At 73.5% G+C, this 18,362-nt stretch carries 16 protein-coding genes; 10 read left to right on the forward strand and 6 right to left on the reverse strand.

Going from position 1 to position 18,362, the window contains the following annotated elements:
* Positions 1–3: 3 nt before the first annotated feature.
* On the reverse strand, positions 4–1,968 hold the full coding sequence (locus ABZ234_RS06940; protein ID WP_355011348.1) for a M3 family metallopeptidase: 1,965 nt from the start codon (positions 1,966–1,968) through the stop codon (positions 4–6).
* Positions 1,969–2,266: 298 nt separating this feature from the next.
* Between ABZ234_RS06940 and ABZ234_RS06945 the strand changes: the two genes are divergently transcribed.
* Positions 2,267–2,992: a hypothetical protein gene (locus ABZ234_RS06945; protein ID WP_355011349.1), complete on the forward strand. Its 726-nt coding sequence runs from the start codon at positions 2,267–2,269 to the stop codon at positions 2,990–2,992.
* A gap of 65 nt (positions 2,993–3,057) precedes the next feature.
* Here the strand turns inward: ABZ234_RS06945 and ABZ234_RS06950 are convergent, their stop codons facing one another.
* The 3 genes from ABZ234_RS06950 to ABZ234_RS06960 form a co-directional block, all read right to left on the reverse strand.
* Positions 3,058–3,918, reverse strand: coding sequence for an ABC transporter permease (locus ABZ234_RS06950; RefSeq protein WP_355011350.1), 861 nt, complete (start codon positions 3,916–3,918; stop codon positions 3,058–3,060).
* Positions 3,915–4,874 (reverse strand): ATP-binding cassette domain-containing protein, encoded by a 960-nt coding sequence (locus ABZ234_RS06955; protein WP_267947192.1) that lies wholly within the window; start codon positions 4,872–4,874, stop codon positions 3,915–3,917. The genes ABZ234_RS06950 and ABZ234_RS06955 overlap by 4 nt, the downstream gene beginning before the upstream one ends.
* A 277-nt stretch (positions 4,875–5,151) precedes the next feature.
* The gene (locus ABZ234_RS06960; RefSeq protein WP_355011351.1) at positions 5,152–5,715 is read right to left on the reverse strand and encodes an HD domain-containing protein; all 564 of its coding nucleotides are present in this window, start codon (positions 5,713–5,715) and stop codon (positions 5,152–5,154) included.
* Positions 5,716–5,964: 249 nt separating this feature from the next.
* Here ABZ234_RS06960 and ABZ234_RS06965 point away from each other — a divergent pair, with 249 nt between their 5' ends.
* From ABZ234_RS06965 to ABZ234_RS06980, 4 genes are all read left to right on the forward strand, one after another.
* Positions 5,965–6,534, forward strand: coding sequence for a DNA-3-methyladenine glycosylase I (locus ABZ234_RS06965; protein WP_344181001.1), 570 nt, complete (start codon positions 5,965–5,967; stop codon positions 6,532–6,534).
* Positions 6,535–6,650: 116 nt separating this feature from the next.
* Positions 6,651–7,475: an NAD(P)H-binding protein gene (locus tag ABZ234_RS06970; RefSeq protein WP_355011352.1), complete on the forward strand. Its 825-nt coding sequence runs from the start codon at positions 6,651–6,653 to the stop codon at positions 7,473–7,475.
* Between the two features lie 139 nt (positions 7,476–7,614).
* Positions 7,615–8,391, forward strand: coding sequence for a TetR/AcrR family transcriptional regulator (locus tag ABZ234_RS06975; RefSeq protein ID WP_267947196.1), 777 nt, complete (start codon positions 7,615–7,617; stop codon positions 8,389–8,391).
* Positions 8,392–8,573: 182 nt separating this feature from the next.
* A complete protein-coding gene (locus ABZ234_RS06980) occupies positions 8,574–9,290 on the forward strand; it encodes a class I SAM-dependent methyltransferase (RefSeq protein WP_267947197.1) in 717 nt (238 codons plus the stop codon).
* Positions 9,291–9,431: 141 nt separating this feature from the next.
* Here ABZ234_RS06980 and rfbH read toward each other — a convergent pair whose 3' ends face one another.
* The gene (gene rfbH, locus ABZ234_RS06985) at positions 9,432–10,754 is read right to left on the reverse strand and encodes a lipopolysaccharide biosynthesis protein RfbH (RefSeq protein WP_267947198.1); all 1,323 of its coding nucleotides are present in this window, start codon (positions 10,752–10,754) and stop codon (positions 9,432–9,434) included.
* Between the two features lie 325 nt (positions 10,755–11,079).
* On the opposite strand from rfbH, the gene ABZ234_RS06990 reads away from it, so the two are divergent.
* Positions 11,080–12,078, forward strand: coding sequence for a Gfo/Idh/MocA family oxidoreductase (locus ABZ234_RS06990; protein ID WP_355011353.1), 999 nt, complete (start codon positions 11,080–11,082; stop codon positions 12,076–12,078).
* A gap of 12 nt (positions 12,079–12,090) precedes the next feature.
* Here the strand turns inward: ABZ234_RS06990 and ABZ234_RS06995 are convergent, their stop codons facing one another.
* Entirely contained in the window at positions 12,091–13,347 is a 1,257-nt protein-coding gene (locus ABZ234_RS06995) for an activator-dependent family glycosyltransferase (RefSeq protein WP_355011354.1), read from the reverse strand.
* A gap of 190 nt (positions 13,348–13,537) precedes the next feature.
* On the opposite strand from ABZ234_RS06995, the gene ABZ234_RS07000 reads away from it, so the two are divergent.
* From ABZ234_RS07000 to ABZ234_RS07015, 4 genes are all read left to right on the forward strand, one after another.
* Positions 13,538–14,794 carry an activator-dependent family glycosyltransferase gene (locus tag ABZ234_RS07000; RefSeq protein WP_355011355.1) on the forward strand — a complete coding sequence of 419 codons (1,257 nt, stop codon included), beginning with the start codon at positions 13,538–13,540 and terminating at the stop codon, positions 14,792–14,794.
* A 217-nt stretch (positions 14,795–15,011) separates the two neighbouring features.
* Entirely contained in the window at positions 15,012–15,947 is a 936-nt protein-coding gene (locus ABZ234_RS07005) for an ABC transporter ATP-binding protein (protein WP_344181811.1), read from the forward strand.
* Between the two features lie 2 nt (positions 15,948–15,949).
* On the forward strand, positions 15,950–17,143 hold the full coding sequence (locus tag ABZ234_RS07010) for an ABC transporter permease (RefSeq protein ID WP_355011356.1): 1,194 nt from the start codon (positions 15,950–15,952) through the stop codon (positions 17,141–17,143).
* Positions 17,140–18,291, forward strand: coding sequence for an ABC transporter permease (locus tag ABZ234_RS07015; RefSeq protein ID WP_355011357.1), 1,152 nt, complete (start codon positions 17,140–17,142; stop codon positions 18,289–18,291). The genes ABZ234_RS07010 and ABZ234_RS07015 overlap by 4 nt, the downstream gene beginning before the upstream one ends.
* Positions 18,292–18,362: the final 71 nt, after the last annotated feature.

Below are 18,362 nucleotides of genomic sequence, written 5' to 3' on the forward strand. Positions count from 1 at the left end.
CGCCTACTCCAGGCCGCGGCGGCGCAGCAGGGGCTCCATCCGCGGCTCGCGGCCGAGGAAGCCGCGGAAGGCCTCCATCGGGTCGGTGCTCCCGCCGACCGAGAGCACCCGCTCCCGGAAGCGCTCACCCTTCTCCCGGGTGGGGCCGCCGTTGGCGGTGAACCACTCCACGGCCTCCGCGGCGAGGACCTCGCTCCACACGTACGAGTAGTAGCCGGCGCTGTAGTCGTTGGAGAACACGTGCATGAAGTAGGCGGTGCGGTAGCGGGGGCGCACCTGCGCCAGGCCGAGGCCCCAGGCCTCCAGGGCCCGCTCCTCGAAGGCGGCCGGGTCCACGGCCTCTCCGGCGCCGATGCGGTGCCAGGACCAGTCGAGCAGCGCCGCCGCGAGGTACTCGACGGTCGCGAAGCCCTGGTTGAACCGCGTGGCCGCGGCCATCCTCTCGACGAGCTCGGCGGGCACGGGTTCGCCGGTCTCGTGGTGCCTGGCGTAGTTGGCGAGGACCTCCGGCCGGTGCGCCCACATCTCGTTGGCCTGGGAGGGGAACTCGACGAAGTCGCGGGGGACGCCGGTGCCCGAGAAGCGGGGGAAGCGCACCGCCGAGAACAGGCCGTGCAGGGTGTGGCCGAACTCGTGGAAGGCCGTGCGGACCTCGTCGAGGGTGAGCAGCGTCGGCCCGGACGCGGGCTTGGTGATGTTGAGGTTGTTGACCACCACGGGCCGTTCGTCCAGGAGGAACGACTGGTCGACCAGGTTGTGCATCCAGGCCCCGCCGCGCTTGGTGGGGCGGGCGTAGGGGTCGAGCAGGAACAGCCCGAGCCCGGTCCCGTCCTCCTCGAACACCTCCCACACGCGCACGTCGGGGTGGTAGCCGCGCAGGTCCGTGCGCTCGGCGAAGGTGACGCCGTAGAGGAGGGTGGCGGCGTGGAGGACCCCGTCCCGGTAGACCCGGTCCAGCTCGAAGTAGGGCCGCAGGGCGCCCTTGTCGAAGTCGTGGCGCGCCAGTCGGACCTTCTCGGCGTAGAAGGGCCGGTCCCACGGTTCGACGGGGTGCCCGGCGTGCTCGGCGAGCGCCTCGGCCTCCTTCCCGGCGTTGCGGACGGCGGGTCCGACCAGCTGACCGAGCCGTTCCTCGACCGCCCCGACGGTCCTCGCCGTCTGGTCGGAGACCTTGAGGGAGGCGTGGTCGGGGTGGCCGAGGAGGTCGGCCCGCTCGGCCCGCAGCGCGGCGATCCGCGCGGCGAGACCGAGGTTCTCCGGGGCGCGCTCCGTGCTGAGGGTGTACAGCCGCTCGCGGGTGGCGCGGTCGGTGAGCTGGGCGAGCGCGGGCTGCACGGTGAAGTTGAGCAGGGGGAGCACGTACTCCCCGTCCTTCTCGACCGCCCTGATCTGGGCCTCGTCCAGACCGTCGAGCAGTGCGGGGTCGTGTACGACGAGCGCGGACTCCGAGGAGGCGCGGAGCACGTTCTGCGCGAACTCCGTGGCGAGGCCGGCGAGCTCCTCGTTGAGCTGCCGCAGCCCGGCCTGCTGCTCCTCCGCGAGGTCGGCCCCCGCGGCGGTGAAGTCGGTCCTGTACCGCTTCAGGAGGCGGGTCTCCTCCGGCCCCGAGGCGGTGACCTGCTCGATCCGCCGCCACAGGGCGCGGTGGAGGGAGATCGCGTCCCGGTGGTTGGCGGCCCTCGGGGCGATCTCCTTCTCGATCTCCCTGATGCCGTCGGTCGCGTCCGAGCCGGCCAGGGTGCGGAACACGGCCTCGACGCGGCGGAGGGTCCTGCCGGACCGTTCCAGGGCCGCGAGCGTGTTGTCGAAGGTCGGGGGCTCGGGATCGTTCGCGATCGCGTCGACCTCGGCCAGGTGTTCGGCCATGCCCCGCTCGAACGCCGGGAGGAAGTGCTCCTCGCGGATGCTCGCGAAGTCGGGCAGCTGGTAGGGCAGACCACTGGGAGCGAAGAACGGGTTGTCGGTCAAGGCTCGGGCTCCTCGTGATTCGTGCGCGTCGGCCTGGCGGTCCGTGTGCCTGGAATGGACACGTGTGCCGGGAATGCCGGTGCCGTTCTATCGCGGCCTGCCCGCGCTGTCACACCGGTTCCGCCCGGGGCGCGCACGCTCCCGCCTGGAACCGCTGTCCCGTCGGGGTTTCCGGGAACCGGGGTCCCCGCCCGGACGTCCGAGGCAGGGGGGACGGCTCCCGTTCCCCCTCCCGAGCCCCGGGCACGCGCGGCTCCGGACCGGCCGCACTCCCCCGCAGACGCCCCCGGAGGCCCCTGTGCACCGTCCCCCGCACCCCCCGCCGTCCGCGCAGCCGGGCCGGGTCCCGCCCCGGACCGCCGGGGGCTACGCCCGGGCGTACCGGCGGCGGCGCGTCATCGGGTTCGTCCTGTTCGGGGCGGCCCTCGCCGTCATGGTGGGGAACGGCGCGACGATGATCGTCGCCGCCGAGGCGGAGGGGCCCTTCGGCCTGTTCAGAGGCATGGCCTGGGCCCGGACCGTCCAGGCCTGGGCCGACACGGTCGGCGTCCTCGCCCTGGTGGCCGTCCCGCCGCTCATGGGGTCGGCCCTGGTGTACACCATGGTGAACCATTGGCCTCCACCGGATCGGATCCCCCCGTGGACGACGCCGGAGGACCTGCGCGCCGCACAGGCCCTCGTCCGGCAGGGGCTGATCGGCTCCGACGCCCGCACCGGCCAGGTCGCACGGGCGGTGTCGGACGCGCTTCTCGCACAAGCCGCCTTCCTGCCTCCGCCGTTCCGGTCCGCCGTCGTCACCGTGTCGGTCGTGTGCGGCGCGCTCGTGGTCTCGGTCGGTCTCTACGGGACCGTCCGGTCCCTCCTGGAGGAGGACCTGAACGGCCTCGCGACCGGTGTGCACACCGTCCTCGTGTTCATCGGCTTCCTGTGCCTGATCCCCCTCGCGAGTGCCAGGCAGGCGAGGGCGCGCCGGTACCTCGCCCTGTACGACGCGGCCCACCGGCGAGCGCCCCGGTACGGCTGACCGGGCGCCCCGGCGGCCGGACCCGTGTCCGGCCGCCGGGCCTCTCCGCCGTGGCGCGGCCCCGGCTACCCGGCCATGTCGCGGTACCGCCGGACGCAGAGCGGGAAGAAGACCGCGACGATGGCCAGCGGCCACGCCACCGCCATGAGCAGCGCGTTCTGCGCGATCCAGGTCTCACCGCCCCAGCCCGGGTTGCCGAACAGCTCGCGGGTGGCGGTGACGGTGGAGGACAGCGGGTTCCAGTCCGCGGCCGTCCCCAGCCACAGGGGCATGGTCGCGGTGGCCGCGAACGCGTTGGACAGGAACCCCAGCGGGAACTCCAGGGTGTGCACGGCCGTGACCGCCCCCTCCCCCCGGACGGCCAGGCCCACGTAGATGCCGAGCCACACCAGGGAGAAGCGCAGCAGCAGGAGCAGGCCGACCGCCGCCGCGGCCTCGCCCCCGGTGCCGTTCCACTGCCACCCCGCCAGCAGGCCGCAGCCGAGGAGGATCGCCAGCGTGATCGCGGACCTGAGCATGTCGGCCGCGCAGCGCCCCACCACGACGGCGGACGGCGCCATGGGCATGGAGCGGAAGCGGTCGGTGACGCCGCGCGCCATGTCGTGGGAGACGGCGGTGACCGTCTCGCCCACGCCGAAGACCATGGTCATGGCGAACATGCCGGGCATCAGGAACTCGCGGTAGTCCCCGCCGCCGGGCACGGTCATCGCCCCGCCGAACAGGAACCCGAACATCAGCAGCATCATGACGGGGAAGAGCAGCCCCGCGACGAGCTGTCCGGGACGGCGCAGCCAGTGGAGGACGTCGCGCCGGGTAATGGTCCACCCGTCCGCGACCGCCCAGCGGACGCGGGCGGCGAATCCGCCGGCCTCCCCGTGGGCGGAGCCTGCGGCGGACGGAGCGGACGGAGTGGCGGTCGCGTTCATCGTGTGGTCTCCTCCTCGGCCTCCGTGAGGTGCAGGAACACCTCGTCCAGGGTGGGGCGGCGCAGGACGACGTCCTCCACGCCGATCCGCTGTTCCTCCAGGGCCCGCACCACCTCGGTGAGCGCCGCGACCCGGTCCTCCACGCCGACGCCGACCCGGCGGTTCTCCACGTCGGTGTCCGGCTCCGCTCCGACGACCCGCCGCACGATGCCGGCCGCCCCGGCGAGCGCCGCCGGGTCGCGGACCACCAGGTCGAGGCGGTCGCCGCCGAGCCGGGACTTGAGCTCCCCGGGGGTGCCCTCGGCGACGACCCGGCCGGAGGAGACCACGGAGATCCGGTCGGCGAGCCGGTCCGCCTCCTCCAGGTACTGGGTCGTGAGCAGGACGGTCGTGCCGCCCGCGACCAGCTCGCGGACCGCGCCCCACACCTCGTCGCGGCTGCGCGGGTCGAGTCCGGTGGTGGGCTCGTCCAGGAACAGCACGGGCGGTGCCAGGATCATGCTCGCGGCCAGGTCGAGGCGGCGCCTCATGCCGCCGGAGTAGGCGCCGACCGGCTTCCTCCCCGTGTCGGCCAGGCGGAACCGCTCCAGCAGCTCGTCCGCGCGCGCGGCGGCCCGCCGGGAGCCCAGGTGGTGGAGGCGGCCGAACATCTCCAGGTTCTGGCGCCCGCTCAACACCTCGTCGACGGCCGCGTTCTGTCCCACCAGCCCGATGCTCCGGCGCACCCGGTCCCCGTGGGCGGCCACGTCGTGTCCGGCGACGCTCGCCGTGCCCTCGTCGGCGCGCAGCAGCGTGGTGAGCACGCGCACGGCGGTGGTCTTGCCCGCCCCGTTGGGGCCGAGCAGCCCGCACACGCTGCCGACGGGCACATGGAGGTCGAACCCCCTCAGCGCCCAGCTCCGTCCGTAGCGCTTCCCTAGGCCCCGCGCGGTGACCGCGCCCCCGGTCGTCTCCACGGTGATCTCCTCTCCGACAGCCGATCCCCTTTGCCGTACGGCGTACTGTACGGTCTACGGTCCAGAGAACACAAGGGCGCCGGGGATCATTCCTCACGGGGTGAGGCGCACGGCGGGCGGCCCCGGCCGCCCCTCCCGGTCGGCCGGTTCTCCGGGCCCCGCGCCCCCGGGGACGGACGGGGGCCGGCCGCCGAAGGGGTGGGCGGACGCCCGCCGAAGGTGTCCGCCCCCCACCGCCGCGGCGCGGTCGGCGGCGGGCGGAGCGCGCCGGAGTGCCCTATCCCCCGGTTCCGGGCGGGGCCACCGCGTGGCGGGCCTGGTGTGCCAGCCGGGCGTCCGCGCCGTCGGCCAGGTCCCGGAGCACGTCGTCCAGGGACGCGAAGACCTCCCAGGCGGGCAGCTCCGCCGCCTCCGCCAACCGTCGGGTGACGAGGAGCTCCAGCCCCTCGACGCGAGCGCCCTTCCAGATCTTGTCGGAGAGGCTGACCAGCAGGTCCTCCAGCGTCCGGCCCTCGGCGGACCAGTCCCCGTGGGTGGCGCAGAACCCGGCCAGACGCGCGGGCACGCCGCGGGACAGCAGCAGCCGCTCCCCCGCCTCCTCGTGCAGGCGCCCCGGTCCGGTCAGCTCCCCGGGATGCTCGGTCTTGCCGATGTCGTGCACGGCGACGCCGAAGCGGACGGCCCCGGCGTCCACCGGCAGGCCGGGGTGGCGGTCGGCCAGCCAGGCGAGCAGCGCGACCGCCGCTCCGTGGACGAGGTCACCGTGCGCCACCAGGCGGGGCGGCGCCCCGACGTCGGCCAGGAGCCGGGCGGCCTCGTCCGGTACGGCGATGACGTCCATGGGGTTCGGACTCCGTTTCCCGCGCGCTCCCGCGCGCACCGGGGGGACGGCCGCGGGAAGGCCGTGGCCGCGCTCCACGATAGACCCGCCGGTCCGGTTCCCTCCGGGGCCGCCCGCGGACGCCGGACGCCCCGGAGCGCCTCCCCGCGGGCGGAGCTCCCGCGCGCCCGGGGCGGGAAGGACCCCGCCCCGGACGGTCGGCGGTCTCCGCGACAATGCGGTGACCGCAGTCGACACCGAGGAGCACCCATGCCCGACCAGGACCAGCGCTGCGCCTGGGCCCGGAACGCGTCGGACCTGATGAAGGCCTACCACGACGAGGAGTGGGGCAGGCCGTCCCGGGACGACGCGTACCTGTTCGAGCTGCTCGTGCTGGAGGGCGCCCAGGCCGGGCTCTCCTGGTCCACGGTGCTCGGCAAGCGCGAGAACTACCGCCGCGCGCTGCACGGCTTCGACCGCTCCCGGATCGCGGGGTACGGCCAGGAGGACACCGACCGGCTCCTCGCGGACCCCGGCATCGTCCGCAATCGGCTCAAGGTGGCCTCCGTGGTGCGCAACGCCCGCTCCTTCGAGCGGGTGCGCGAGGAGCACGGCAGCTTCGCCGCCTACCTGTGGGGCTGGGTGGACGGCGAGCCCGTGGTCAACCGCTTCACCGAGCCGTCACAGGTCCCGGTGAGCACCCCGCTGTCCGACCGTGTCAGCAAGGACCTCAAGGCGCGCGGCTTCAACTTCGTCGGCACCACGATCGTGTACTCCTACCTCCAGGCCGTCGGGGTGGTCGACGACCACCTGGCCGGGTGCCCCGCCGCCTCCGCCTGAGCCGCCGCGCGCCCCAGTGGTCCGCCGTTCTCCCGCACCCTGTTCCGTACGGTGTACTGTACGCCATACGAAAGAGGCGGGCACGACCCCGCCGCCCCCCACTGGAGGAGAGAGCCATGACGTTCCTCGTCGCGGGCGCCACCGGAACCGTCGGCCGCCACGTCGTCGACCAGCTGCTCGGCGCCGGGCTCCCGGTCCGCGCGCTCACCCGCGATCCCGGTCGCGCCCGTCTCCCGGAGGGAGCGCGGGCGGTGCGCGGCGACCTCACCGACCCCGACAGCCTCGTCCCCCACCTGGAGGGGGTGGTCGGCCTGCACCTGATCACGTTCGGCGGGGACGACTACGCGCCCCTCGACACGGCGCCGAGGATCGTCGAGCTCGCCGAACGGGCGGGGGTCCGCCGGGTGACGGTCCTGTGCGACTTCCACCCGGGTCCCGTCGAGGAGGCCCTGGCCGCGAGCCCCCTCTCCTGGACGCTCCTGCACCCGGTCGAGTTCATGGCCAACACCCTCGACTGGGCCGGGTCCGTCGTGGAGGAGGGCGTGGTCAGGGAGGTCCGCACCCACCCCAGCGCCCTGGTGCACGAGGCGGACATCGCCTCGGTGGCGGTCACCGCCCTCACCGAGGACGGACACGGCGGCCGCGCCTACCCCCTCACCGGCCCCGAGGCGCTGACCCCCGGGGAGCGGGTGGCGGTGCTCTCCCGGGCGGTCGGCCGGGAGATCGCGCTGGTCCGGACCAGCCCCGAGGAGGAGGCCGGGCGGCTGCGCGCCCTGGGCCACGACGAGGAGTACATCGGCTTCGCCGCCCGGCTGGCCGCGGACCCCCCGGAGGTGGGAACCCGGCCCCTGCCCACCGTCGAGGAGGTCACCGGGCGGCCCGCCCGCGGGTTCGCGGCGTGGGCCGAGGAGCACAGGGACGCCTTCCTCGGCCGGGGCTGACCGCTCTCGCGGGGACCGCGCACCGGGAGCCCGTCCCCCCGTGCCGCGGGCCCGGGGGCTGCCCGGAACCGGCGGCCACCCGGCGTGACCGCCCTGCCGTACACTGACCGGGCACCGGACCGGAAGAGCAGGGCGGTCAATGTCCACTCAGCACACCACGAGCGGCGACCCCGCGCGCAGCCTGGCCTTGCTGTGGCGTACCCAGGAGCCCACCAGCAGGCGCAACAAGCCCGACCTGAGCGTGGACCGGATCGTGTCCGTGGCCTCCGGGCTCGCCGACGCCGACGGGCTCGCCGCGCTGTCCATGCGCAAGGTCGCCGAGCGCCTCGGCGTCGGCACGATGTCCCTGTACACCTACGTCCCGGGCCGGGGCGAGCTGATCGACCTGATGCTCGACGCCGCCTACGCGGGCCTGCACGCGGACGGCGGACGGCCCGACGGCTGGCGGGACCGGCTGGGCGCCATCGCGCACGCGAACTGGCGCCTGTTCCTGCGCCACCCGTGGATGCTCCAGGCCTCCCGGGGGCGCCTGCTGGGCCCCAACCTCGTCGCCAAGTACGAGTACGAGCTCTCCGCGGTCGACGGCCTCGGCCTGACCGACGGGGAGATGGACTCCACGGTCAGCCTGGTCAACAGCTATGCGGAGGGCGCCGCCGCCCAGGCCGTCGCGGTCGGCGAGACCGAGCGGGCGTCGGGCATGACCGACGGCCAGTGGTGGCGCGCCCACGGCCCGGTCCTCGCCTCCCTGATCAGGGACAGCGACTATCCGACGGCCTCCCGCGTCGGAAGCTCCGTCGGGCGGGAGCACCGGACCGTCTACCCGGCCGAGCACGACTTCGCGTTCGGGCTGGAGCGCGTCCTGGACGGGATCCAGGTCCTGGTGGACTCCCGGTCCTCCTCCGCGGACGGCGTGTAGTTCCGCCGGGCACGGCTCCCGGCCCCGGCCGCCGGGGGCGCGGACGGGTCGGACGGCCGCGCGGCCCCGCCGGCGCCGACCGCGACCCGCCGGGAGGGAAGGCGCCCGGTTTCCGGTGCCCGGCGCCCCCCGGGTCGATACGGTGAGGACCGGACCCACACGGAGCGAACCGGGGGAGCGGTATGGGGGACATCGGCCTGTCGTTGATCGGGGACCTGTACCGCAAGTACCGCGACCCGCTGGCGAAGGTGCGCGACGCGCAGCGCGCGTTCCACCGCGCCACGCGGGACCGCATGACCCCGCAGCTCGACGACCTGGAAGCGGAGATCACCTACCTGCTCCTGCGCGAGACCCGTCCGGACACGGTGATGGAGCTGGGCACGTTCCACGGCTGGTCCACGACCTGGATCCTGTCGGCGCTGCGCGACAACGGGACGGGGACGCTGCACTCCTTCGACATCGTGGACAACGTGGTGGCGAACGTGCCCTCCGAGCTGTCGCTGGGCCGCTGGGAGTTCCACAAGGGCGACATCCGGGAGAACATGTCCCGGGTTCCGGAGGGGATCGGCTACCTGTTCGTGGACGCGGCCCACAACGGCCGGTTCGCGCGGTGGTACCTGTCGGAACTGTTCCCCCGGGTCGCGCCCGGGACCCCGGTCAGCGTCCACGACGTCTTCCACGGCAGGCGGGCCCTGCCGCTGACCGAGGGGGCGGTCGTGCTGGCGTGGCTGCGGAGGACGGGCACGGACTTCTTCACGCCGTCCCGCAGGAGGGCGCCCGCCCCGTACACGGCGCTCCTGGAGCTCAAGGAGGAGCTGGGCCTGGGGGAGCCGGTGCGCACCAGCAGGGACAACCCGATGATCTACTTCCGGATGCCCGAGCACCTGCCGTCCGCGTGAGCCGCGCCCCGACGCGTTCCGGGCGCGGGACGCGCCGGGGCCGCCGGGCTTCCGCCGACCGCGCGGCGCGCCCTTCGCGCAGGGGCGCCCCGTCGGGGTCTGCGCCCGGCCGCCCCTCGGCGACCGCGGGCGGGGCCCCGGTCAGGGGGCGACGGCGCCCCGCTCCTTGACGAACTCGGTGATGGAGGAGACCACGTAGTCGATCATCTCGTCCGTGAGGCCCGGGTAGACCCCGGTCCAGAACGTCTGGTCGGTGGCGATGTCGCTGTTGTCCAGGTTCTCCGCCACCCGGTGCGGGCGGTCGAGGTAGGCGGGGTGGCGGGTGAGGTTTCCCGCGAAGAGCAGCCGGGTGCCGATCCTGCGGGACTCCAGGAACCGGACCAGCTCCGCCCTGCCGAACGGCGCCTCCGGATCGACGGTGACGACGAACCCGAACCAGCTCGGATCGCTGCCCGGCGTGGCCTCCGGGAGGATCAGGCCGGGCACCCCGTCCAGGCCCTCCCGCATCCGGCGCCAGTTGCGCCGCCGCGCCTCCCCGAAGGAGTCCAGCTTCTCCAGCTGGGTGAGGCCGAGCGCGGCCTGGAGGTCGGTTCCCTTCAGGTTGTAGCCCACGTGCGAGAACGTGTACTTGTGGTCGTACCCCTGCGGCAGGGTGCCCAGCTGGTAGCTGAAGCGCTTCCGGCAGGTGTCGCTCTCCCCCGGCTCGCACCAGCAGTCGCGGCCCCAGTCGCGCATGGACTCCACGACGCGCGCCAGCAGGAGGTTGGACGTGAGCACGCACCCGCCCTCGCCCATGGTGATGTGGTGGGCCGGGTAGAAGCTGACCGTGGAGAGGTCGCCGAAGGACCCCGTCACCTGCCCGTCGTAGTACGAGCCCACCGCGTCGCAGTTGTCCTCGACGAGGAACAGGCCCCGGTCCTCCGCGATCTGCGCGATCTCCCGGGCCTGGAAGGGGTTGCCCAGGGCGTGGGCGATCATGATCGCCCGGGTGCGGGGGCCGATCGCCCTCTCCACGCGCTCCGCCGTCGTGTTGTACGTGCGCAGGTCGATGTCCACGAACACGGGCACGAGCCCGTTCTGGAGGATGGGGTTGACGGTCGTGGGGAACCCCGCCGCCACCGTGACGACCTCGTCGCCGGGGCGCAGGCGCTCGTCCTCCAGCAGGTGGGAGGTCAGGGACGACAGCGCCAGCAGGTTGGCGGAGGACCCCGAGTTCGTCAGGTGGGCCTTGCGGCGCCCGAGCCTCCGGGCGAACACCGACTCGAATCGGCGCGCGCTCCTGCCCGCCGCGATGCGCATGTCGAGGGCGGCCTCGGCGAGCGCCACCCGGTCGTCCTCGTCCAGGACGGCGCCGGACGGCCAGATCTCCGTCACGCCCGGCACGAACTCGCGCTCGGTCCGCCTGGACCGGTGGTAGGCGCGGACCGCGTCGAGCACGGCCGCGGCCTCGTCACTCGTCTCCATGCGTGGTTCTCCCCTCCTGGGCGGGCGGTGCGGGAGGGCGCAAGCGCCGCCGACCGCCCCCGTGGACACCGGATCTCGGCCGTCCGGGGTCTGTGCGCCCCGGCACGGCGCCGGACACACTAGGGCATGTTCCGCGAAAGCCCCCGCCGCGCGGGGGCCGGCGCCCGCGCGCTCCGGGGGAGCGGGGACCGCCCGGCCCCCGGCGGGCCGGGCCCGGGTACGGCGGTGTCCCCCTCCGTCGCGCTCTGGCAGTATGTGCGGCGGCGCGACCGGAGTGGGCCGCGGCAGCCGGCGCTCGGGAGCCGGCCGACACGAGGGAGGTCGTGTGTCCTCGACGCTCGGAAGCACGGGAGCACCGGTGCGGCTCGGGGTGCTCGGCTGCGCCGACATCGCGTGGCGGCGCGTCCTGCCGTCCGTCGCGGCGACGTCCTCGGTGCGGCTCGTCGCGGTCGCCAGCCGGGACGCCGCCAAGGCGCGCCGGTTCGCGGACCGCTTCGGCGGCGAGGCGGTCACGGGTTACGCGGATCTCCTCGCGCGGGACGACCTCGACGCCGTGTACGTGCCGCTGCCCGTCGGCCTGAGGCACGAGTGGGTCGGGCGCGCCCTGGCGGCGGGTCTGCACGTCCTCTCCGAGAAACCCCTCACGGTCGGCCCCGACACGTCGGCCGAACTGCTGGCCGAGGCCGGGCGGCGCGGCCTGACCGTCATGGAGAACTTCGCCTTCCGGTACCACCGGCAGCACCACGAGCTGAGGCGGCTGGTCTCGGAGGGCGCGATCGGGCGCCCGCGCGCGCTCATGTGCGAGTTCGGGGTGCCCGAGCGCGCTCCCGGGGACATCCGGCACGACCCCTCGCTGGGCGGTGGGGCGCTCCTGGACGTGGGCGTGTACCCGCTGGCGCTGGCGCAGTTCCTGTGGGGCGACGGGCTCCGGGTGGGCGGCGCGGTCCTGGAGCACGGCGCCGACACGGGGGTGGACGTGCGCGGCTCGGTGCTGCTGCGCGCCCCGGACGGCAGGACGGCGCAGGTGGGGTTCGGGTTCGGGCTGCACTACCGCAACGAGTACACGGTCTGGGGGGAGGCGGGCGCCGTCCGGCTGGACCGCGCCTTCACCCCGCCGGAGACACTGCGGCCGACCCTGGAGCTGCGGACCGGGGCGGGGGCCGAGGACCTGCTGTCGGAGCCGGACCACCAGTTCCGCAACCTCCTGGACGCCTTCGCCGACGGTGTCCGCGGGGTGGCGCCGGTGGACGCGGCGCCGGTCCTGGAGCTGGCCGACCTCGTCGACCGCGTCCGCCGGAGCGCGGCGGAGGCCGTCACCGGCTGACCGGCCCGGGGTTCAGCCGCGGGCGAGTCCCACGAGCGCGTCCGCGAGTTCGGCCGGGGACGGCAGGGCCGCCATCGCCTCGCGCACGCCCGCGGCCCCCCGGGCGAAGGACGGGTCGTCCAGGAGGCGGGAGGCCGACCGGCTGATCGTCTCCGCGGTCATCGCCCGGTGGGGGACGGTGATGGCCGCTCCCCCGTCGGCGAGCATGTCGGCGAGCATGGGGTCGTCGAACCAGCTGGGGACGATCACCTGCGGAACGCCGTGCGCCAGCCCGGTCAGGACCGTCCCCCATCCTCCGTGGTCGACCATGGCGTCGCAGGTGGGGGCGAGTGCGTGCAGGGGCACGTACTCGGTCAGGCGTGTGTTGGCGGGGACGGGGCCGAGGGCGTCCTGTTCGCGGGCGGGAAGAGTCGCGACGACCTCCGCGTCCAGGTCGGCCAACCCCTCCAGCAGCGCGCGGAACAGGGCCCTGCCCCCGCTGTCCTGGCCCATGAGGGTCGTGCCGAGGGTGAGGGCGATGCGGGGGCGCTCGGGCGGGGTGCGCAGCCAGTGGGGGATCACGGCCCTGCCGTTGTAGGGGACGTAGCGCATCGGCAGGTAGGTGAGGTCGTGGGGGGTGGGGACCCTGAGGGAGGCGGGGATCTGTTCGATGGTGGCCTGTCCGTGGACCAGGGTCTCGGAGTACTCGACGCCGTGGCGGGCGGCGCGGGCGCCCAGCCAGGCGGCCAGGGGGTCCTCCCTCTCGGCCGGGGGCTGCTCGGCCATCCGCGCGAGGAAGCGGCGGCGGGTGCGGGCGAAGATGTCGGCGCCCCACAGGTAGCGCACGTGGGCCGCCCCGCACGCCTGCGCCGCGATCGCCCCCGCGAAGCTCACCGATCCCCAGACGACCAGGTCGGGCCTCCACTCCCGGCACAGCGCCACCAGGTCCTGCTCCATGGGGTCGTTCACCATCCGCCACCACCACGGGACGACCGTGCGGTAGCCCTCCAGCAGGTACTCCCAGGAGACCTCGTCGTCGGGAGCGGTCACCCGCCCGAACAGCGGGGCGTCGTTCAGGGTGTCGTGGAGGTCGAAGACCTTCATCGTCCGCCAGAAGCCGTGGTCCCGGCCGACCGGGACGAAGGGCAGGCCCGTCGCCGCCACCGTCGGCCCCAGCGCGGGCTGGCTCGCCACCCGCACCTCGTGCCCCGCGGCCCGCAGGGCCCACGCCAGGGGCACCATCCCCAGGAAGTGCGGCTTCTCCGCAGCCACCGTCAACAGCACACGCAACGTCCCGCACCTCCTCGAAGCGCTTCGGCAGACTAGGGGAGGGGACGCGGCGCGTCCACCCGGGCGGTCGGTTCGGGGCGGGTGGCACCCCGGCCGGAACTGGTAGACATGGCGCCGCGCCGCGGGATGCCCCGCGCGTCGTCCGATCCCCCCAGCGCCGACGTCGGCCGCGACCCGAGGAGAGCCCACCGTGCGCGTCGTCGTGGCGTCCCTGGCAGAGAAGACGAACTTCCTGAGCCTGGTCCCCGTGGCCTGGGCCCTGCGCGCGGCCGGGCACGAGGTGCGGGTGGCGAGCCAGCCCGCCCTGGGATCCGTCGTCCGGCACACCGGTCTGCCGTTCGTCCCGGTCGGCCGGGACCACGGCTTCTGGCGGCACCTGACCGCGCGCTCCTCCTTCGACGGGCTGCGCGGAGGGGTGCCCCTCTTCTCCGCCTTCGGCAGCGGGCGCGGGCAGCGCCCCTGGGCGGAGGAGCTGGAGGACTACAGGCAGGTCGTCACCTGGTGGTGGCGGATGGTGAACGACCCCATGCTGGACGACCTGGTGGCGTTCTGCCGGGAGTGGAGGCCCGACCTGGTCGTGTGGGAGCCCATCACCTTCTCCGGCGCGATCGCGGCGCAGGCGTGCGGGGCGGCCCACGTGCGCCATCCCTGGGGTGCGGACGTCTTCGGCGCCGTGCGCGCGCGGTTCCTGGCGCGGATGGCCGAGCAGCCCGAGACAGACCGGGAGGACCCCCTGGCCGCCTGGCTGGGGGCGCGCGCCGCCCGGTACGGGGTGGAGTACTCCGAGACCCTGGTCCACGGACAGGCCACCATCGAACAGATCCCCGCCTCCCTGAGGATGGACACGCCCTCCCACCTGGACTACCTGCCCATGCGCTACGTCCCCTACAACGGCAGGGCCGTGGTCCCCGACTGGCTGCGCACCCCACCCGAGCGCCCCCGCGTCGGGCTCTGCCTCGGGACGAGCACGGCGGCGTGGCTGGGCAGGTTCGGGGTGGACGTGCCCATGGTCCTGGAGGGGCTGGCGGACCTGGACGTGGAGATCGTCGCCACCCTGCCCGCCCACGAGCAGGCCAAGCTCGGCGCCGTCCCCGCCAACACGCGTCTGGTCGAGTACGTGCCCCTGCACGCACTCGCCCCCACCTGCGCCGCGATGATCACCCACGGGGGGACGGGCACCGTCCTGACCGGGCTGGCGCACGGGGCGCCCCAGCTGGTCTCCCCCCGGCCCACGTTCGACGAGTCCCTGCTGGCCTCGTCCGTGGCCGGTCTCGGTGCGGCCCGGGTGCTGGACCCCGACCGGCTCACCCCCGACGCCGTGGCCGCCGGGATACGCGCACTCCTGGACGACCCCCGCCACACCCGGGCCGCCGACGCCCTGCGCCAGGAGATGGCAGCCATGCCCACACCCGCCGACCTCGCCCACACCCTCACCGACCGGCGCTGACCGGCGCCGACCCCGCACCGAACCCCGGGGCGAATACCTGCGGAAATGGCGCCGGTATCACTCCGCGCCCCTTCCTATGGTTCACTGACCCGGCACCGGGCGCAGCACGGGAAAGCTCTCCATGAACAATCTCCCGGAGACGGTGGGGGAGAAGCACGATTCCGACTCAGCACGCCCCGGCGGATCTACGCAGGCACCGAGAATTTGAGGAGCACCCGTGCCCATTCTGGAAGTCAGGGGAGTGAGCAAGAGATATGGCAAGAACCAGGCGGTGGACGATGTCAGCTTCTTTATCGAGGAAGGTGAGACCTACGGCCTCCTGGGGCCGAACGGGGCGGGCAAGTCCACCACGATCGGCATGATCACCGGCATCCTGGAGCGCGACTCGGGGTCGATCACGGTCGACGGCATCGAGCACAGCGTGACGAACAGGAAAAGCAAGTCCCTGATCGGCTTCGTCCCGCAGGAGCTCGCCCTCTACCACGACCTCAGCGCGCGCGACAATCTCCGCTTCTTCGCCCGACTCTACGGGTTGTCGAAATCCGAGGCGCGCGCCAAGACCGAAGAGGTCCTGGAAACGGTCGGCCTTTCCGACCGCGCCGGTGAGGCCGTATCCCAATTCTCGGGCGGAATGGCACGCCGTCTCAATATCGGTCTCGGCCTGCTCAACAGCCCCCGACTCCTCATTCTGGACGAGCCGACGGTCGGCGTGGACCCGCAGAGCCGAAACTCCATCCTGGAGAGCGTCCACACGCTGACCCGGGGCGGGGTCTCGGTGCTCTACACGACGCACTACATGGAGGAAGCGGAGCGCCTGTGCGACCGCGTCGGCATCATCGAGGCCGGGAAGATCCGGGCCGAGGGCACGCAGCGTGAGCTGGTCTCGCAGGTCGGTGAGGACGACACGGTCCTGATCACCCTGGACGCCCCCGGTGAGAGGGTGCTGGACGTGCTGCGCGCGCTGGAGCCGATCGACGAGGTGTCCTCCGAGGGGACGCAGGTCCGGCTCCTCACCTCCAACGCCAGGGACGCCCTCCCCCTCATCCTGGACACGCTCACCAGGGCCGGCGCCGGGATCCGGTCGGTCGAGGTCCAGGAACCGGACCTCGAGGCCGTCTTCCTCAGCCTCACCGGGAAGGGACTCCGGGAGTAGCGATGTCGAACGGACCCAACACGCTCACCATGATCGCGGCCATCGTGGCCAAGGACGTACGCCAGCGGCTCCGGGACGGCAGCCTGCTGGTCTTCGGGCTCCTGCTGCCCCTCGGCGTGGCCTTCTTCTTCAACATGCTGCTCGGCGACGACACCTCCCGGCAGACGGGCTCCGAGTACGTCGTCGTCGACAGCGACGCCGGTTCCCTCGGCCAGGAGTTCGTCGACGCGGCCCTGCGGCCCCTGGCCGACGACGGGGTCCTGGAACTGACCACGGCGGACACCGAGGACGAGGCGCGCGCACTGGTCGAGGACGGCGGCGTGGACGCCGCGTTCCTCGTCCCGGAGGACTTCACCGAGTCCCTGGAGAACGGCGACGACGCGGTGCTCACCGTCGTCGGGGACGCCGACGCCCCCGTCGCGACCCACATCGCCCGGGAGATCGGCCGCGCCTTCGCGACCGAGCACCTGCGCATCCGCCTCGCTGTCGCGTCGGGCTTCGACTCGGAGCCGAGCCCCGAGGACGCGGCCCTCCTCCTGGAGGAGGCCGAGGCCGCCGAGGCGCCTCTCGTCCTGTCCGAGGACGCGGATCTGGAGTGGCGGGAGCTGGGCAACGCCACCTACTACTCCGCCTCGATGGCGTTCTTCTTCGTCTTCTTCGCGGCGATGTTCAGCGTCACGAGCATCTTCGACGAGAAGGCCGGCGGGACCCTGGCCCGCCTGCTGGCCAGCCCGGTCCCGCGCGGGGCGATCCTGATCGCCAAGCTCACCAGCGGCCTGGTCATCGGCCTCGCGAACATGGCCGTGCTGGCCGTCGCGACCTCGGTCTTCTTCGGCGCCGACTGGGGCGACCCCCTGGGCGCCGGCGCGCTGATCCTCACGGGCGTGACGGCCGTCATCGGCCTCACCGCGGCCGTGGCGAGCTTCGCCCGGAGCTCGGAGCAGGCCGCCAACTGGCTGTCGGTCCTGGCGATGCTGCTCGGGGTGTTCGGCGGAGCGCTGTTCCCCATCTCGCAGCTCAACGGCCTGGCGATCGTCAGCTACCTGACGCCCCACCGGTGGTTCCTCCTCGGACTGGGCGAACTCTCCGCGGGAGGTCTCGACGTGGTCCTCCTTCCGTGCGCGGTGCTCCTCGCCCTCGGCCTCGTGGGCACCACCGTCGCGCTGTTTCGTATGGGACGGATGGTGAACGCATGAAGCCGCTGATCATCGGGGTCCTCAACCTCCGTCGCGTGTTCCGGGACCGGACGAACATCTTCTTCGTCCTGCTGCTCCCCTTCCTCATGGTCTTCATGATGGGCCTGATGTACGGAGGGGGGCAGCCCGTGCTCGCGGTCTCCTCCCCGTCGCAGGCAGGGCTCGCCGACCGCCTGGTCGACGCGCTGGAGGAGGACGAGCGGATCGACGTCCTGCACATGGACGAGGGCGAGATGCGCGACCTCGTCGAGGGCGGTGACGTCCAGGCCGGGCTCGTCATCCCCGACGACTACGAGGACCGGATCCGGGACGGCGAGCGCGCCGAGCTGGAACTCGTCACTCGCAGTGACGACCTGGCCGCCGCGGACGTGGGCATCTGGGTGCGCTCGGTCGTGACCCGGGAGTCCTCCCTCCTGAGCACCGCGCAGGTGACGGGGGCCGTCCGGGACGACGGTTTCGACGAGCGGTTGGAGAACGCCTCGGAGACCGAGGTGTCCGGCATCGAGGTGGAGGTGACGACCTCAGGGGACGCCACCTTCCCCGAGGGCCTCTCCTCCCACAGCCTCGCGGCGCCGCCCCTGCTGCTGCTCTACACCTTCATCACGGCGCTGACCACGTCCCTGGGCATCGTGCAGGCGAGACGCTCGGGGGTGCTGCGGCGCATGTACGCGTCGCCCACTTCGGCGGGGTCCATCGTGCTGGGCGAGGCCCTGGGCCGGTTCCTCATCGCCCTGACCCAGGCGCTGCTGATCCTGTTCGGATCGGCCCTGATGTTCGGCGTGGACTGGGGCGACCTGCCGGCGACCTCTCTGGTGGTCACGGCCTTCTGCCTCGTCAGCAGCGGAGCCTCGCTCCTGCTCGGCAGCCTCGCCCGGACCGAGGGGGGCGCGTTGGCCGCGGCCGTGGGGATCAGCCTCGGCGCCGGGGCGCTCGGGGGGACCATGCTCCCGCTGGAGTCGTTCGACGAGACGATGACGACGATCGCGTTCCTCACCCCGCACGCGTGGGGTTACGACGCCTTCAGCGAACTGATCCGCAACCAGGCGACCCTCACGGACGTGCTGCCGCACATCGGCGTGCTCCTGGGGTACGCGGCGGTCCTGCTGACGCTGGGCGTCTGGCGCTTCCGCGGCGCCGTCACCGCGTAGGGGACGGGCCCGAAGCGGCGGGTTGCCGCGACCGGAGGACCGGCCGCGGCAACCCTTCTCTCCTCAGGCGG

The sequence above is a fragment of the Nocardiopsis sp. NPDC006198 genome, assembly GCF_040613895.1.
GTDB classification, from domain to species: Bacteria; Actinomycetota; Actinomycetes; order Streptosporangiales; family Streptosporangiaceae; genus Nocardiopsis; species Nocardiopsis tropica.

What these genes read in the sequence shown, in the direction of transcription:
- ABZ234_RS07015 (WP_355011357.1), top strand. Translation starts at nt 17,140, where the DNA reads ATGAAGCCGCTGATCATCGGGGTCCTCAACCTCCGTCGCGTGTTCCGG.
- ABZ234_RS06970 (WP_355011352.1), top strand. Translation starts at nt 6,651, where the DNA reads ATGACGTTCCTCGTCGCGGGCGCCACCGGAACCGTCGGCCGCCACGTC.
- rfbH (WP_267947198.1), bottom strand. Translation starts at nt 10,754, where the DNA reads ATGGAGACGAGTGACGAGGCCGCGGCCGTGCTCGACGCGGTCCGCGCC.
- ABZ234_RS06950 (WP_355011350.1), bottom strand. Translation starts at nt 3,918, where the DNA reads ATGAACGCGACCGCCACTCCGTCCGCTCCGTCCGCCGCAGGCTCCGCC.
- ABZ234_RS06960 (WP_355011351.1), bottom strand. Translation starts at nt 5,715, where the DNA reads ATGGACGTCATCGCCGTACCGGACGAGGCCGCCCGGCTCCTGGCCGAC.
- ABZ234_RS06975 (WP_267947196.1), top strand. Translation starts at nt 7,615, where the DNA reads ATGTCCACTCAGCACACCACGAGCGGCGACCCCGCGCGCAGCCTGGCC.
- ABZ234_RS06980 (WP_267947197.1), top strand. Translation starts at nt 8,574, where the DNA reads ATGGGGGACATCGGCCTGTCGTTGATCGGGGACCTGTACCGCAAGTAC.
- ABZ234_RS06965 (WP_344181001.1), top strand. Translation starts at nt 5,965, where the DNA reads ATGCCCGACCAGGACCAGCGCTGCGCCTGGGCCCGGAACGCGTCGGAC.
- ABZ234_RS07010 (WP_355011356.1), top strand. Translation starts at nt 15,950, where the DNA reads ATGTCGAACGGACCCAACACGCTCACCATGATCGCGGCCATCGTGGCC.